Raw genomic sequence first — 15,021 nt, 5'->3', positions numbered from 1 at the left:
CGGCGTCGGCCCCATGACCATCGCCTGCCTGCTGGCCAACACCCTCACCGCCTGCTGCCGCGCAAACAAACTCCCCGAACCAGAAGGCCTGACCGCCTGATACACGCGGGGGCCGGAGGGGGGCGTTTCAGAGTGCAAGGTACCCGATACCTGCAAACGCAACACAACACCCAAGCCACTGCTGAAGAGCCATTTTTTCCTTCAATATGGCCCAGGCCAGAACTACGGTTAACAACCCAAAAACGGATGCCGAGACCGAGGCAAATTGTGCATTGGGCAAACCACCCGCTGAGACCACGCAAAGGATGGCAACCGCATCCAGAACACCCATCACACATAACAGGGGCATCGCTTGGGGTCCGGGCCAGATTGCTTTTCCAGATGCCACAGCAACCATCCCCAGGGTCAGGATTGCCGCCAATCGGCTGACCAGCGAGACCGAGTACTCGTTGCTAAGCTCGGTTGCATATTGTCCTAGGGCAAAGGCCGCCGCGAAGCCGACGGCCGCAACCAGCGACAGCAGTATTGTTGGGCCTGTTGCCGGATACACCACCGCATCCCGTTCGGACTTGGCTGCGACCACGGAAACCCCGATGCCAATCGCAATGACGGCAAGCCAATGCAGCGGGCTGATAGTTGCACCACGCCATATGGCCAGCAACACGGACAAGACCGGGTAACTCGCGACAAGTGGCGCAACCAACCGAACCGGGCCACGCTGAAAAGCGGCATACATGCTGATACCCGCCAACAGATAAAACCCGCCCGCGGCGACAGCGGTGAACACTGCGGCACCAGAAATCGAGTCAAATGTACCCAGCGTCACCGTCAGACCAAACTGAAGCACCGCGCCCGATATCAGCACGACCATCAGCGACGCGATCACGCTGACAGACTGGCTGACATAACGTACTGCCAGATCGTGTATCCCCCAGCAAAGTGCCGCGACCAGGCCAAGCGCCAGAGCAGTCATTTTGTCATCACCATCATCGGCTTTGTTTCAATCCGCTTGAGACCATGCATACGTCAAACTGTCACTGGTATTAAACTTATTTTCCTGTTATGCAATATTATTGAAGCCAAAGGCAGTAAGAGGCAGCACATGACGTCTGCATTAGAGCAACTTGGCGGTGAGAGCCGGCTGCGCAGTCTGGTTGAGCGTTTCTATGATCGGATGGAAACGGATCCGGCAGTTTATTCCTTGCACAGGCTACACTTTCGCGGCCATGGGCTAAACCATACCAGACAGGCCCAGTTCGAGTTTCTCAGCGGTTTTCTGGGAGGGCGGGCCTATTACCGCGAACGATTTGGTCATATGGACCTGCGCGAAATTCATGCGCATGTCCCTATCCGCGAAGCTGATGCCGAGCTTTGGCTGGAGACGTTTGACGCCGCGCTGGCGGATTGCGGCATGTCCGGTCCGGTTGTCGATAGGATGCGCGTGACGTTGCGCAGGGCGGCGCTCATGCTGGTCAATGACGTACCTGACTGGCGGCTGGAGGCGGATGCGGGCGCAGATGCCCGTGACACACAGCGTGAAAAGAGCGACTAACTTCGCGTGGCCATCGCAGAAACAGGGCCGCCTATGGCGCGGCCCCGATATGCAACCCTGCAATCCGACTTAGATATCGAGCGTGTTGTCTTTTTCCCAGCGCGAGAAATGGGAAACAAAAGAGTTCCATTCCTGATGCTTCATTTTCAGGAAAGCTGACGAGAATTCGGAACCCATCATCGCCTTCAGCTCTTTGTCCTTGTCGTATTCGCGCAGCGCATCAAGCATGTTCAGGGGCAGTTTCGGTGCACCGCGTACCTTATGGCCTTCGGCATACATATCGATGTCCCAGCGCTTGCCGGGATCGGCCTTGGACCGGATACCTGACAGCCCGGCCGCGATGATGACGGCCTGTAGCAGGTAGGGGTTGGTTGCGCCATCGGGCAAGCGCAATTCGAAACGTCCGGGGCCGGGAACGCGCACCATGTGCGTGCGGTTGTTGCCGGTCCAAGTCACCGTGTTAGGCGCCCAGGTAGCACCGGATATCGTCCGCGGCGCGTTGATGCGTTTGTAGCTGTTCACCGTGGGGTTGGTGATCGCCGCCAGTGCCGAGGCGTGTTTCATGATCCCGCCGAGGAAGTGCTTGCCGCGTTCTCCCAGACCAACCTCGCCGGTTGGGCCGTCACCCTCTCCTGCGAATACATTGGTTTTGGCGGCATCACCCGGCGCATCCCAGACCGAGATATGGGCGTGGCAGCCATTGCCGGTCAGTCCTTCGACCGGTTTCGGCATGAATGTCGCCCGAAGCCCGTGTTTTTCCGCGATCGATTTTGCCATGAACTTGAAGAAGGAATGCTTGTCTGCTGTGCGCAGGACATCATCAAATTCCCAGTTCATCTCGAACTGGCCGTTGGCATCCTCGTGGTCGTTCTGGTACGGACCCCAGCCCAGGTCCAGCATGTAGTCACAAATTTCGCGCACCACATCATAACGGCGCATCACGGCCTGTTGGTCATAACAGGGCTTTTCGGCTGTATCAAACGGATCACTGATCTGTTCGCCATCCGGGGTCATCAAAAAGAACTCGGCCTCGATCCCGGTTTTGACATGCATGCCCTCGCTTGCCGCTTCGCCAATCAGGCGGCGCAGAACATTGCGCGGGGCTTGCGCGACGTCCTTGCCTTCCATCACACAGTTGCCCGCAACCCATGCCACCTCTGGCTTCCATGGCAGCTGGATCACCGATGACGGGTCCGGCACCGCCAGCATGTCAGGATGCGCAGGGGTCATATCCAGCCAGGTGGCAAACCCGGCAAAACCAGCGCCATCTTCCTGCATCTCGGCAATGGCTTGCGCTGGCACCAGTTTGGCCCGCTGTCCACCAAACAGATCGGTGAACGAGATCATGAAGTATTTGACGCCTTTTTCTTTTGCGAAAGCTGCGAGATCTGTCGTCACGATTGCTTTCCTTTCCCTGTTGAATTTTCGGTTTTCAAAGCAAGAACGCGGCCCCCATTCAGGAGGCCGCGTCGCATATGTTCAGAACCCTTCCTTGCCCGGGTACCAACTGGTTCCCGCTAAGGGCACCCGCGCCATCGCGGCGGCCTCCATGGTCAGGGCACACAGGTCCTCCGGCTCGAGGTTGTGCAGGTGGTTGTGACCGCAGGCGCGCGCAATGGTCTGCGCCTCTAACGTCATGACCTTCAGGTAGTTGCGCAGCCTGCGACCCGCTTCGACGGGGTTCAAGCGCGCGGCAAGCTCTGGGTCCTGCGTTGTGATGCCAGCGGGGTCGCGCCCTTCGTGCCAGTCATCATAGGCCCCTGTGGTCGTGCCCAGTTTCTGATACTCGGATTCCCATTTGGGATCGTTGTCGCCAAGGGCCACCAGAGCGGCGGTGCCAATGGCGACCGCATCGGCCCCAAGCGCCAATGCTTTGGCCACATCTGCACCTGTTCGTATGCCACCCGAAATGACCAACTGAACTTCACGATGCACACCTAGATCCTGCAACGCCTGCACGGCGGGGCGGATACAGGCCAGTGTGGGCAAGCCAACATGTTCGATGAACACATCCTGCGTGGCAGCTGTGCCACCCTGCATCCCGTCCATGACCACGACATCAGCCCCGGCCTTTACCGCCAGTGCAGTATCATAATAGGGGCGCGTCGCGCCGACCTTGACATAGATCGGCACCTGCCAACCGGTGATTTCGCGCAACTCAAGGATCTTGATCTCCAGATCGTCCGGCCCGGTCCAGTCCGGATGGCGACAGGCCGAACGCTGGTCGATGCCTTTGGGCAGGGTCCGCATTTCGGCCACACGGTCGCTGATCTTCTGACCCAGAAGCATCCCGCCACCGCCGGGTTTAGCGCCTTGCCCGACCACGACTTCAATCGCATCCGCCTTACGCAAATCATTCGGGTTCATGCCGTAGCGCGAGGGCAGATACTGGTAGACCAGCTTGGATGAATGACCCCGTTCTTCCGGGGTCATGCCGCCATCACCGGTTGTGGTCGACGTGCCCGCAGCAGATGCGCCACGGCCCAAAGCCTCTTTGGCAGGACCAGACAACGCGCCGAAACTCATACCCGCGATGGTGATCGGAATGTCCAACTTGATCGGATTTTTCGCAAAACGTGTGCCTAGCGTTACCGAGGTATCGCAGCGTTCGCGATATCCTTCCAGCGGATAGCGCGAGATGGATGCGCCCAAAAACAGCAGATCGTCGAAATGAGGGACCCTGCGCTTGGCTCCGCCACCGCGAATATCATAGATGCCGGTCGCAGCAGCGCGTCGGATCTCGGCATTGATGGGGTTGGAGAACGTCGCCGACTGGATCGGCAGGGTGCGGGGGATCTGATCGTCCATATCTTTCATACCCTTCTTCCTCAGTATGCGGCGGCGTTGTCGATGTCGAAATTGTACAGCTGCCGAGCCGAGCCGTAGCGTTTGAACTCTTCCGGTTTGGCATCACAGCCCGCCCGGTCCAGCAGGTCTTTCAGTATCTCCAGATGTTCGGGACGCATTTCCTTCTCGATACAATCGGCACCAAGACTTTTGACCGAGCCGCGCACGAACAGCCGCGCCTCGTAGAGTGAATCCCCCAGCGCATCGCCTGCGTTTCCGCAGACCACCAGGTTTCCGGCTTGCGCCATGAAGGCGGACATGTGGCCGATATTGCCGTGCACGACGATGTCGATGCCTTTCATCGAAATGCCGCAGCGCGAGCTTGCATTGCCCTTGATCACCAGCAATCCGCCATGGCCGGTCGCGCCGGCATATTGGCTGGCGTCACCATCGACGATGACCTGACCGGACATCATGTTCTCTGCAACACCCGGCCCGACGGACCCTTCGACCTTGATAGTTGCCTGCTGGTTCATCCCCGCGCAGTAATACCCGGTCGATCCCTTGACCGTCACCTCGATCGGCGCGTCCAGCCCAACGGCAATCGCATGGCTGCCCTTGGGATTTACAATTTCCCAACGGGTCTGGTTGGTCTCGGAATTTTGTGCCTGCAAGCAAGAGTTCAATCCGCGCAGCCCGTCTGCCTCTAGATCATAGGTCTGCATATCAGGCGGCCTTTTCGTGGGTTGTGGGGCTGTCGTTGTGCGACCAGAAATAAACGGTGGACGGTTCAGGTTCCCAAACTCGTGCATCTTCGATGCCGGGCAGGTTCACTAGGGCGCGATACTCGCTGCCAAAAGCCACATACTGATCGGTTTCAGCCATCACGGCTGGTTTACACGCGATCGGATCACGCACGACGCCAAAGCCGTCCTTGGTTCCCACGACAAAAGTGAAGAAACCGTCCAGATCATCGATGCTGGATTCCAGAGCCTCGCCCAAGGTGGCACCATTCATCATCTTCCAGGTCAGGTAGGCTGCGCCAACTTCGGTGTCGTTCTCTGTCTGGATCGTTACACCCGCGCGGCGCAGTTTGCGGCGCAACGAGTTATGGTTGGACAGCGACCCGTTATGGACCAGACATTGGTCGGACCCTGTATTGAACGGGTGGGCACCCATTGTGGTCACCGCAGATTCCGTCGCCATGCGGGTGTGTCCGATGCCATGCGTGCCGCTCATTCCGCTGAGGTTAAAACGCTCGGCAACATCCTTCGGCAGGCCGACTTCCTTGTAGATTTCAAGGCTGTCACCACGGCTCATCACCCGGACCGACGGGCGGATCTCAGCCAGAGCGGACCGTGCAGCTTCGAACTGACCGGCAGGAATTTCCAAAACGGCATGTGTGTCGTTGTTTCTTTGACCAACAGACGTACCCAGGCTTTTGCCCAACTCGTCCGCAAGGTCGACAAAATCGGTTTCGGGGTTGGGGGACTGAACCGTAATCTTGGTTTTACCCGCCGATTCTGCGCCATAAATCGCAATACCGGCACTGTCGGGGCCACGATCTGTCATCGTGATCAGCATGTCTGTCAGCATATTGCCCAGTTGAGGAGCAAGGGACTGATCTTTGAGGAATAATCCAACAATTCCGCACATGGCTGGCAGATCTCCTTGTGTGTTTCGTTATGATTCGACGGTACCAATTATTCTGCAGGATATCAATAACGGTAGGAAAGTTTTTTTCCTGTCAGGCAATGGACGCATCCATTGATCTTGCGCCCATTGCCGGTTCTCAAAACCGGATCAATAACGATCCAGCTGTGCTTTTACTCTGTCTTCGTCTCCTGCGTGGCGGGCTTTTTCAAGATGCTCGCCCTCGCGGACAAATTGGATACGGTGCCAGCCGATCCAGAAGACGACGCCGATGATGACCATCAGAATTTCGTACCCCTGGAAGGGATAGACCGGGCCGACTTCGGCAAGATCAACGGCCCAACTTGTATATCCGATTGTAGACATAACGTTCTCCTCTATTTCGCGGCTGCGCCGCGGGCGGCCAGCTCTTCTTTGTCAGCCGCGATGATCGCTGCTTTGGCATCTTCGTAGGCATGGTGTTCGGCGTAATCGAGGCCCTGAAGCTCAACCTCTTCCGGTATGCGAAGAACACCGGCAGCCGCTTGCAACTTGGCCACGATCCAACCAGGCATGAAACCCAGAACAAAGAACATGATGACTGCACCGGTGACCTGTCCGACCGGATTGATCGTCGCATATCCTTCGTAAGGCGAAGACGGGACACCCCACAGGACAAACCCAGCAATGATGAGGCCAATAACACCTGAGTACCCGTGCACTGCAACCGCCCCGACAGCATCATCCAGCTTGAACCGGCGTTCGACCCAGTAGTGCAGCTTGTAGACAATCACGACACCGATCGCGCCGATGATCATCGCCTGGATCGGGTGGTACAGGTCATTCCCTGCGGATGCTGTGATAACACCGGCCAGCCCGCCCGAGAACGTCCAGAAGGCATCGCCTTTTGAAACCACATACGCCGCCATCAATCCACCAGACAGAGACATCAGGAAATTGAAGGTAATCGCCGAGAGAGTCGTCGGAGCCAGATAGATGTTTGTTGCCGTCCAGGTCACGCCAGTGATCTGCCCGTCAATCGCCTCGGGAGAGATCACCGGAACGTTGCAGGCAGCGTAGAAACCCCAGAAGCCGGTGTAGATCAGGAAAATCCCGATCGTCAGCATCCACGGATTGTGAGGTGGAATATCCCGAGGAGTTCCGTCCTTAGCAAACTTGCCAAGGCGAGGACCCAGAACCATGATCACACCAAGCGCATACCCACCCGCGATCGCGTGAATAACGCCGGATGCATAGGCATCATGATACCCCAGAACACGCACCATCCAGCCGGCATAGTGCCAACCCCATGCGGCATCGATGATCCAGAAGACCGACCCGATCAGCACCGCATGTACCCAAAGGGCAGAAGATCTGATCCGCTCGATCACCGAGCCGGAAACGATCGAGGCCGCGGTCCACGAAAACAGCAAGAATGCGGCCCAGAAGACCCCTGTGATTCTGTCGCCAAGGTTGGTGGCCATTGTGTCGGCCCAAGGCAGATTCGCGGCACCCGCTTCTGCATCCAGACCGCCCCAGAACGGAAAGTTCGGAAAGGCCCAATAGATCCACCATCCAAAGAAGAAGAACGTGACCGTCACCAGCGGGATGATCATGATGTTTTTCATCAATGTGTGCATGTGGTTACGCGCTCGGCTGGCGCCGACCTCGTACATGCAAAAGCCCACATGGATGAGGAACATGAAGACGACCGTTACCCAGTAATAAAACTCGGTAAAGACCGTCGTGAGTGCGTTTAGATTACCATCCACTTCGTAGTCTCCCTGTTGTTGCAGCAGGAGGTCCGCCCGCGCAGAATTTCCTGCTGGGAATATTTATCTACTCAGAGGACATTTTCATTTGCGACCTGTCAATAGATATGTGGGGCAAACACCTTTTAGGCCTGTCCGTAACCTAAGCTTTGGCACACCAAAAACGGACCTAAACATCTGACAAACAACTAACAAATTCCCTTCTCAGGAATGTTTTCAGGGTGCAAAAATTGCAGGCAAATATTCCCAGCAGGAAAATTTTCTGCACTCAGGTGTTGATTTTCAATCCAACATCGGCCTCAATGTGGCCAACAAAAACGATCAACGGGAGACCTGAACCATGGCCATTCTTTGGAGGACGTCGGCCCTTGCGCAGCGCCATGCCGAGATCGGCGGCGAGCTTGAGGACTGGAACGGAATGGGGACCGCTTGGTTCTATGACCACAGCCCTGAACGTGCCAAAGCGGACTACGAAGCCATCCGCACCAAAGCTGGTCTTATGGATGTATCCGGCCTGAAAAAGGTTCATGTGGTTGGCGAGGATGCCGCCTATGTTATTGATCGCGTCACCACGCGGAATGTGGAAAAAATCATGCCGGGCCGATCGACCTATGCCTCGATCCTGAATGCTGAAGGCAAGTTTGTTGATGACTGCATCATCTATCGTCTGTCGGTGAACACATGGTTGGTGGTGCATGGCACCGGAACAGGTATGGAGCAGCTGACATCCGTGGCGGCAGGCAAGAACTGCTCGGTCATTTTTGACGACGACATGCATGATATGTCGCTGCAAGGGCCAGTTGCCGTTGATTTCCTGGCAAAGCATATCCCCGGCATTCGTGACCTGGCTTATTTCGGCATCATGCAGACCAAGCTTTATGGGTGCCCGGTGATGGTTTCGCGGACCGGATATACCGGTGAGCGTGGGTACGAGATTTTCTGTCAGGCCAAAAATGCTGTGCATCTGTGGGACAGCATTCTGGCTGACGGCAAGGACATGGGCATCGTACCAGTCCAGTTCTCGACACTCGATCTGCTGCGCACCGAAAGTTACCTGCTGTTCTATCCGGGCGATAATTCGGAAACCTATCCGTTCGATGGTGAGACATGTGGCGATACGCTGTGGGAACTGGGTCTGGAATTCACTGTCTCGCCCGGCAAGACCGGCTTTATCGGCGCCGAGAACCATTATGCCTCGAAGGGCAAGGAACGGTTCAAGATCTATGGCGTCAAGTTGGAAGGCACGACACCGGCGAATGAGGGCGCGGACCTGCTGCAGAACGGTGAAAAGGTCGGTGTTGTCACCTTTGGCATGTATTCCGAAATCAACGGGCATAACGTGGGTATCGCGCGGATGCCGGTTGCCTGCGCATCGCCCGGAACCAAGCTGACGGTGCGCAACGGAGATGGAACGGAAATAGCGGCGACTGCGGAAGAGATGCCGTTCTACGATCAGGATAAATCGATCAGAACCGCAAAGGGCTGAGTTTCAGGGGGCGCAACGGGCATACCGTGGCGCCCTTTTCCTATTTGAGGGTACAATGTCAAAGTTCGAATTTCCCAAGTCAATCACAAGCCGACCGATCTGGGGCACGCTGGAAGCTCGCAAGGGTGACCATCATCTCATGATCGCCGAAGCCGAAGGCGCAGAAGCCGTTCTCGACATCGCGACGCCTGATCTGATGGCCAAAACGCACCTGATCTATATCCCCAAAGGGACGGACTACTCGGAAAGGTTGCAGGCGCTGAACCCCGCGCAGTTCTACGAAGGACCTTCCTATGCGGCCGCGCTGCAACGCATCCGCCGCGTACTGGAGGACGCGCATATGGGACTGCAGGTCTATCTGAGCGGTACTGAGGGCATGATGGGCCAGGCCATGAACGAGGTGACAGCAGTCGGCCTGCCACACACGGCAATACAGACCGAGCATCGCGGTTCAGTTGCACGCCGGATGCAATGTGTGCACTGCAAAGGCATCACCGAAGATGTCGAGGTTGATCCATTTGTCTGCTCGCATTGCGGGCTGAATCTGTTCGTGCGCGATCACTACTCCCGCCGGCTTGCCGCCTATCAGGGTGTCCGCGTCGACGCCGAAGATCATGGCAACGTGCCCGAGCCGAAAGGGATTTACGAATGAGCGGTGCCGAGAAAATTCAGGTCAAAGTGACCGAAATCACCCCGCTGAATGAACTGGTGACGCGGTTCCGGTTCGAACGCATCGACGGCGGTCAGTTGCCAACATTTTCCGGCGGGGCGCATACCGTTGTCGAAATGAAGGATGGCGGTATCACACGGCTTAATCCTTATTCCCTGATGTCCGACCCGTTTGATCAGTCATCCTATACGATCTCGGTCCGCCGTGATGATGAAGGCAGGGGCGGTTCTTTGTTCATGCACCGTCAGGTCAAGCTGGGTGATGAAATGACCATCAGCTACCCGGTCAACCTGTTCTCGCTTGACTTGCGCGCCCGCAAGCACCTGTTTCTGGCCGGTGGCATTGGCATCACGCCCTTTCTGGCGCAGATCAAGCAACTCGAACTGCTGCACGGGCACTGGGAACTGCATTACGCGTGCCGCAACACGGCATTGGCGTCTTATGCCGAGCAACTGACAGACAGGCATCCGAATGAAACCCATCTGTATTACGACGACCAAAACCAGCAGATTGATCTGAAAAACCTGCTGAGCGGGCAACCCTTGGGAACGCATGTTTATGTCTGCGGTCCCAAGGGCATGATTGATTGGGTGCGCAACACCGCTGCTGCCGAGGGCTGGCCCGAGGATTGCGTCCATTACGAAGAGTTTCTGGCACCGCGACCCGGCAAACCGTTCGAAGTGCGGTTGGCCACATCGGACAAGGTTATTCATGTGGGCGAGAATGAAAGCCTGCTGGAGGCGATCGAACGTGAAGGGGTGGATGCTCCGTATCTGTGCCGCGGCGGGGCCTGTGGCCAATGCGAAACAGTTGTGCTGGATCATGATGGCAATTTCGTTCACCGCGACCACTGGCTGACCGATGAGGAAAAGGCAGCGGGCAAGAAAATCATGCCCTGTGTATCGCGTTTCGAGGGCAAGTCCCTCGTGCTGGACCGCTGAGAGGAGGCCCAACATGACCATTCAATTCAACGACGAGTCCTTCCGCGACGATTATACGTTTCATAACTCGGACTGGGCGATAAATCGCTTTCCGTTTCCGTTCCACGAAGACAGCTACATGTATTCGGTCAACATGGAACAGCATCGCGGCGGGCCCGAAGGGTCAGTCTATGAAAAGCGGTTCGATGTGGACGAACATTACGTTTCGGAAATGAAAGACCGCGCCATCGTTCTGGATCAGGACCCGCTGCGTTGCCAGTCTTTGCCACACATGACATTGGCGGGTTGGGACATTCTGGAACTGATTATGGTTTGCAAGTCCGAGGATTACCCGGATCTGTTTGAACTGCACCGCAACGGCAACCAGTGGCGCTGGATCAACAAACCATTGGGGATTGATCACAGCTTTACCTTCATGGATGAAACCACCCTGCCCTGCGGGCCGATGGAATATATCACCCGTCAGGCCCAGGGTGACTATGCGGTGCTTGATCAACGTGACGACATGCTGTGGATGGATGCCGGAATGGTGACCACCCAGGCCGACTGGAGCCTGGATTTCGACATTGGCATGAACTTTTTCGAATGGCACGCCCCGGTACCACTGGCCCACGAGATGGGTATCTTTCAGCGTGCGCTGAAATTCTTGCTGAGTATTCAGCAGGGCGCACCCGCACGCCGCCTGAACTGGACCATGACGGTCAACCCGCTTTTGGATACCAGCCCGGAGAACTACCATAAATGGGGTATTCAGAAAACCACACTGACACCGGAGAATATTGGCCAAAAACAACATCTTCGGGTCGAGTTGCAGACATTCTTCCGACTACCGCGTTCAAACGCGCTGTTATTCCCAATCCGCTGTTATCTGTGTAGTTTTCAGGATCTGATGACTGTACCGAAATGGGGTCGTCGCCTGCATCGTGTTGTTCGTGATCTGCCAGTGGAACTGGCAACCTACAAAGGGTTCATCGACAACCGGCCGCTGATGCTGGACTATCTCAGCCAGTTCGACGACGGGTTGCCCACCTCGCCCGGGATCTGGCCGGATCTGGAAACGGAACCCCCCTTGTCAAAGTAAACCGGCAATGTCAGGTGTCTTGGCTGTTATGACTGATCCAGACAGAACACCGTGGCTCATCCCGAGCGATGACTTCGCTCTGTATGACGCTCTGGCGCTGCTGCGCGAGTCCTTTCGGTACATGGATGCTCGGATCGACCCTCCGTCGTCCATCCATCGTCTGAACGTGGACGGAATGCTTGCGCATTGTCAAAGTGGCGGAGAAATCTGGGCCATCGGCCGACCGCTTTTCGCCTGCATGTTTCTAACGCCCAAGCCCGACAGCTTGTACCTTGGAAAGCTGGCAGTGAAGGACGGATTGCGAGGACAGGGTATTTGCCGGTCCTTGGTGGATCATGCTGCAATCCGCGCAGCGCAGCTTGGCCTGCCCGCGCTGGAACTGCAAACGCGCGTGGAGCTCACTGAAAACCATCGCATATTTTCCAGGCTTGGGTTCACGATTGTCAGCACGGGCAGCCATGAGGGGTATGACAGACCCACAGATTTCCTGCTGCGCAAGCCGATCAGTTTGTCTGCGGATAGCTGATCACTGAAAGATAGCGTGCCGGCAGATTGACCAACCGTTCCGGGCCGTGGGGTGCGTCGGCGTCAAAGAACAGGGTATCGCCGGGCTTCAGGGGATAAATCTGGTCCCCGTGGCGATAGTCTACCTCGCCTTCAAGCATGTAAATCGTCTCAATTCCGCCATGTTGGAACGTTGGGAACACATCGGATTCAGCAGTCAGTGTGATCAGGTAAGGTTCCACGATTACACCTGATCCATTGGCGCCGATATGCCCAAGCAGGTTGTACTGATGGTTGGCGCGAGTTCCCTCGCGCTCCAGTTCGACCCCTTCACCAGCTTTCGTATGAACCGCCTCGCGGCGTTCTTCAAACTGACGGAAAAAGCTAGTCAGAGGAACCGAGAGCGCATCCGCCAGCAATTGCAGGGTTGTCAGAGAAGGTGACGTGTTGCCGTTTTCGATCTTCGACAACATGCCGATTGACAACCCAGTTAGCTGAGCCAGGTCTGCAACCGTGATGTTCTGCTGTTTACGAAACGCTCGAACCTCGCGACCAATGGCGACTTCGAGAACTTTTTCCCTGTCACCCGAACGAACCGAATGCGGGTCCTGACTCAGATTTATCGCCATGTCTTTGTCTTTTTTTTTCAATTTCACTCTTTCAACGTCTTGCTACACTTGTCCAAACCGGTTCTGCAACCAGGCGCGGTGCAATAGCCCATCCAATTCGGACCACAATAGCACCAAGCTTTCCTGATAGTAAAATAATCATGCTGACAGAGAATATGAGCACACTGTTCAATCGCAGGAACCGTTCCGCTGCACGCAGGTGTTTTGCCAAAACGCTGGACTGCCAGGTTTCACTGCATCAATCTGAAATCTCGGCTAAATCGACCCAGCGATTTACTTGGGTCGATTTCAGTACTGCGCCACAGAATCGCATTTCGTAGCGACCGTCTTCAAATGTCGCCAGTTGCGTAAAGTGCGACATGCTGCCTGTCGTCAGGGAATTTGGGACAGTTGGCCGCCTGAACTAAGAGAGGATCAGGCTCACCTGGTTGTTTTGATTATGCGGCGGATTCGAGGTGGAGCAAGCGCCGGGTTTCGATTGTCTTTTGTTTGGTCCTTCCTCGTTGTCTTAGTATGGTCTGCCCGCGTCCGAAGTAGACATCGGCCGGGGTTAGGTGTTCAGTTTCGGCATCTGGTGGATTGGATTTAGGATGGATCGATCTGGTTTTGATGTCCAGATTTTGCAGATGTATTCATATGGTGCGAGACCGCTGAGCGTCTTCAGTCTGAGGGCAAAGTTGTAGGGGTCAATTGCGGAAGAGTGTGGAATCCAACGCTAAGAAAACAATGACGCCATTGCGGGACGGGGCGAAATGACACTCTGAGCGATTTCGTGTTGCGCGCGCTCACAGCACCTGTATGCCGCAGGGACGGAAATTTCGGCGCCGCGGTGCAGCGCGGAGACCGGCCATTCATCGACTGCGCAGCAATTTTCGGACACCCAATTTACGAGTCGCGGACGAGAATCCTATTTCGCTGCGGTTGCACCAACGTCCGGTCGCACGACGGGTTTCTAGTCAACGATCACCACCTGCCCTGTGAGAGCACCCTCGACACATTTCGCATATGCCAATCCAACATGATGGGATGAAACCGGTTTGTGGCCGTGAAACCATGCGCCGTAACGTGGCGCGGACACGTCCAACATGCCCGGACTGACAACATTGACTCTCAACCCGCGCGGCATCTCGATTGCAGCGCTCTTTACGAAGCCTGCCAATGCTCCGTTAGCGGTTGCCGCATTTGAACCCATTCTGATCGGATCGCGATCAAGAACACCGCTTGTCAGAGTGAAGGAACCTGCATCCGAAATGACGTCCAGCCCAGCCAGGACAAGGTTCACTTGCGCCATAACCTTTTGCTGAAGACCCACCATGAAGGTCACTTGGGTCATCTGCGGCAACGGGGCAAAGGTCGCGTCGCCTGCACAGGACACCACAGCATCGAAATTGCCGAGGCTTTCATACAGTGATTTCACCGCGTTTAAGTCACTTGAATCGACCCGATGGTCCCCACTTGAACGTCCCACTGTGACGATTTCATGCCTTTGCCGAAGCTCCTTGCAGGCAGCTTGTCCAATATCACCACCTGCTCCGACTACGATAATTCTCATGCCTGATCCTTCAATATCTCATCATAGCGTTTCAGTTTTCGATTTAGGATCACGCGGCATCGGTTCAGATCGGCCTGTCGATCTTCCAGGCGGCGGCTATGTGCCAAAAGGGCAGCTTTGCGCTCAGGGACTTTGCCGTCGCCGGATGCGTAAAGCTCCGCAAAAGCCCGCATTTCTGCCAAAGGCATACCTGTCGAACGAAGGGACGCCAGTAACTCTAACCAATCGGCATCTGCCTTCGAGAATTTGCGCTTGCCATCCGCGCCGCGTTGGACGAATGGACACAACCCCGATTTCTCATAGAAACGAATTGTTGAAGCGCTGAGTCCGGTGCGTTCTGCAACTTCTGAAATCATCATGCGATCTGATCCTCTCGCCCAAGTCCCTACCTACCTGAAGCTACTTCAGGTCAAGC

General features: G+C 56.0%; 16 protein-coding genes and 2 pseudogenes. 7 read left to right on the top strand and 11 right to left on the bottom strand.

The annotated features are described in order from the left end of the window. Window positions 1-100 (top strand): annotated as a pseudogene (locus ACR0DY_RS12520) (bifunctional methylenetetrahydrofolate dehydrogenase/methenyltetrahydrofolate cyclohydrolase); the annotation flags it as partial. Between the two features lie 27 nt (window positions 101-127). On the opposite strand, the gene ACR0DY_RS12515 reads toward ACR0DY_RS12520, so the two are convergent. Next, window positions 128-973 (bottom strand): EamA family transporter, encoded by an 846-nt coding sequence (locus ACR0DY_RS12515; RefSeq protein WP_480483616.1) that lies wholly within the window; start codon window positions 971-973, stop codon window positions 128-130. Between the two features lie 129 nt (window positions 974-1,102). Between ACR0DY_RS12515 and ACR0DY_RS12510 the strand changes: the two genes are divergently transcribed. Beyond that, complete coding sequence (locus ACR0DY_RS12510) at window positions 1,103-1,552, top strand: group II truncated hemoglobin (protein WP_480478526.1); 450 nt, start codon at window positions 1,103-1,105, stop codon at window positions 1,550-1,552. A 69-nt stretch (window positions 1,553-1,621) separates the two neighbouring features. Here the strand turns inward: ACR0DY_RS12510 and glnT are convergent, their stop codons facing one another. The 6 genes from glnT to ACR0DY_RS12480 all read right to left on the bottom strand — a co-directional run bounded on the left by glnT (window position 1,622) and on the right by ACR0DY_RS12480 (window position 7,743). Continuing rightward, window positions 1,622-2,950: a type III glutamate--ammonia ligase gene (glnT, locus tag ACR0DY_RS12505; RefSeq protein ID WP_480483615.1), complete on the bottom strand. Its 1,329-nt coding sequence runs from the start codon at window positions 2,948-2,950 to the stop codon at window positions 1,622-1,624. A gap of 81 nt (window positions 2,951-3,031) precedes the next feature. Next, on the bottom strand, window positions 3,032-4,360 hold the full coding sequence (locus tag ACR0DY_RS12500) for an FMN-binding glutamate synthase family protein (RefSeq protein WP_480483619.1): 1,329 nt from the start codon (window positions 4,358-4,360) through the stop codon (window positions 3,032-3,034). A 20-nt stretch (window positions 4,361-4,380) separates the two neighbouring features. Further along, window positions 4,381-5,064: a protein GlxC gene (locus tag ACR0DY_RS12495; RefSeq protein WP_480483614.1), complete on the bottom strand. Its 684-nt coding sequence runs from the start codon at window positions 5,062-5,064 to the stop codon at window positions 4,381-4,383. Window position 5,065: 1 nt separating this feature from the next. Next, on the bottom strand, window positions 5,066-5,995 hold the full coding sequence (locus ACR0DY_RS12490) for a class II glutamine amidotransferase (protein ID WP_480545992.1): 930 nt from the start codon (window positions 5,993-5,995) through the stop codon (window positions 5,066-5,068). A 147-nt stretch (window positions 5,996-6,142) separates the two neighbouring features. Then, complete coding sequence (locus ACR0DY_RS12485; RefSeq protein ID WP_480483612.1) at window positions 6,143-6,358, bottom strand: hypothetical protein; 216 nt, start codon at window positions 6,356-6,358, stop codon at window positions 6,143-6,145. An 11-nt stretch (window positions 6,359-6,369) separates the two neighbouring features. After that, entirely contained in the window at window positions 6,370-7,743 is a 1,374-nt protein-coding gene (locus ACR0DY_RS12480) for an ammonium transporter (protein ID WP_480483611.1), read from the bottom strand. 340 nt (window positions 7,744-8,083) lie between these two features. On the opposite strand from ACR0DY_RS12480, the gene ACR0DY_RS12475 reads away from it, so the two are divergent. From ACR0DY_RS12475 to ACR0DY_RS12455, 5 genes are read left to right on the top strand one after another with little or no spacing between them, the layout of a single operon-like run. Continuing rightward, on the top strand, window positions 8,084-9,229 hold the full coding sequence (locus tag ACR0DY_RS12475) for an aminomethyl transferase family protein (RefSeq protein WP_480545993.1): 1,146 nt from the start codon (window positions 8,084-8,086) through the stop codon (window positions 9,227-9,229). 55 nt (window positions 9,230-9,284) lie between these two features. Next, a complete protein-coding gene (locus ACR0DY_RS12470; protein WP_480487939.1) occupies window positions 9,285-9,881 on the top strand; it encodes a dimethylamine monooxygenase subunit DmmA family protein in 597 nt (198 codons plus the stop codon). After that, a complete protein-coding gene (locus ACR0DY_RS12465) occupies window positions 9,878-10,840 on the top strand; it encodes a PDR/VanB family oxidoreductase (RefSeq protein ID WP_480508325.1) in 963 nt (320 codons plus the stop codon). Before ACR0DY_RS12470 ends, ACR0DY_RS12465 begins: the two co-directional genes overlap by 4 nt. Window positions 10,841-10,853: 13 nt before the next feature. After that, complete coding sequence (locus ACR0DY_RS12460) at window positions 10,854-11,921, top strand: heme-dependent oxidative N-demethylase family protein (protein ID WP_480483607.1); 1,068 nt, start codon at window positions 10,854-10,856, stop codon at window positions 11,919-11,921. 28 nt (window positions 11,922-11,949) lie between these two features. Continuing rightward, window positions 11,950-12,447 (top strand): GNAT family N-acetyltransferase, encoded by a 498-nt coding sequence (locus tag ACR0DY_RS12455; protein WP_480483606.1) that lies wholly within the window; start codon window positions 11,950-11,952, stop codon window positions 12,445-12,447. Here the strand turns inward: ACR0DY_RS12455 and ACR0DY_RS12450 are convergent. The 4 genes and pseudogenes from ACR0DY_RS12450 to ACR0DY_RS12435 form a co-directional block, all read right to left on the bottom strand. After that, a complete protein-coding gene (locus ACR0DY_RS12450) occupies window positions 12,425-13,054 on the bottom strand; it encodes a helix-turn-helix domain-containing protein (RefSeq protein ID WP_480483605.1) in 630 nt (209 codons plus the stop codon). The two genes, ACR0DY_RS12455 and ACR0DY_RS12450, sit on opposite strands and share 23 nt — an antisense overlap. Window positions 13,055-13,604: 550 nt before the next feature. Beyond that, window positions 13,605-13,736: pseudogene (locus tag ACR0DY_RS12445) on the bottom strand (IS481 family transposase); the annotation flags it as partial. A gap of 270 nt (window positions 13,737-14,006) precedes the next feature. Next, window positions 14,007-14,606, bottom strand: coding sequence for a short chain dehydrogenase (locus tag ACR0DY_RS12440; RefSeq protein WP_480483604.1), 600 nt, complete (start codon window positions 14,604-14,606; stop codon window positions 14,007-14,009). Continuing rightward, window positions 14,603-14,965: a MerR family transcriptional regulator gene (locus ACR0DY_RS12435; protein WP_480898387.1), complete on the bottom strand. Its 363-nt coding sequence runs from the start codon at window positions 14,963-14,965 to the stop codon at window positions 14,603-14,605. Before ACR0DY_RS12435 ends, ACR0DY_RS12440 begins: the two co-directional genes overlap by 4 nt. Window positions 14,966-15,021 lie beyond the last annotated feature (56 nt).

Source organism: Ruegeria sp. O6 (genome assembly GCF_056535045.1).
The sequence above is the reverse complement of the archived record's forward strand: the minus strand, read 5'-3'. Positions and strand labels throughout refer to the sequence as shown.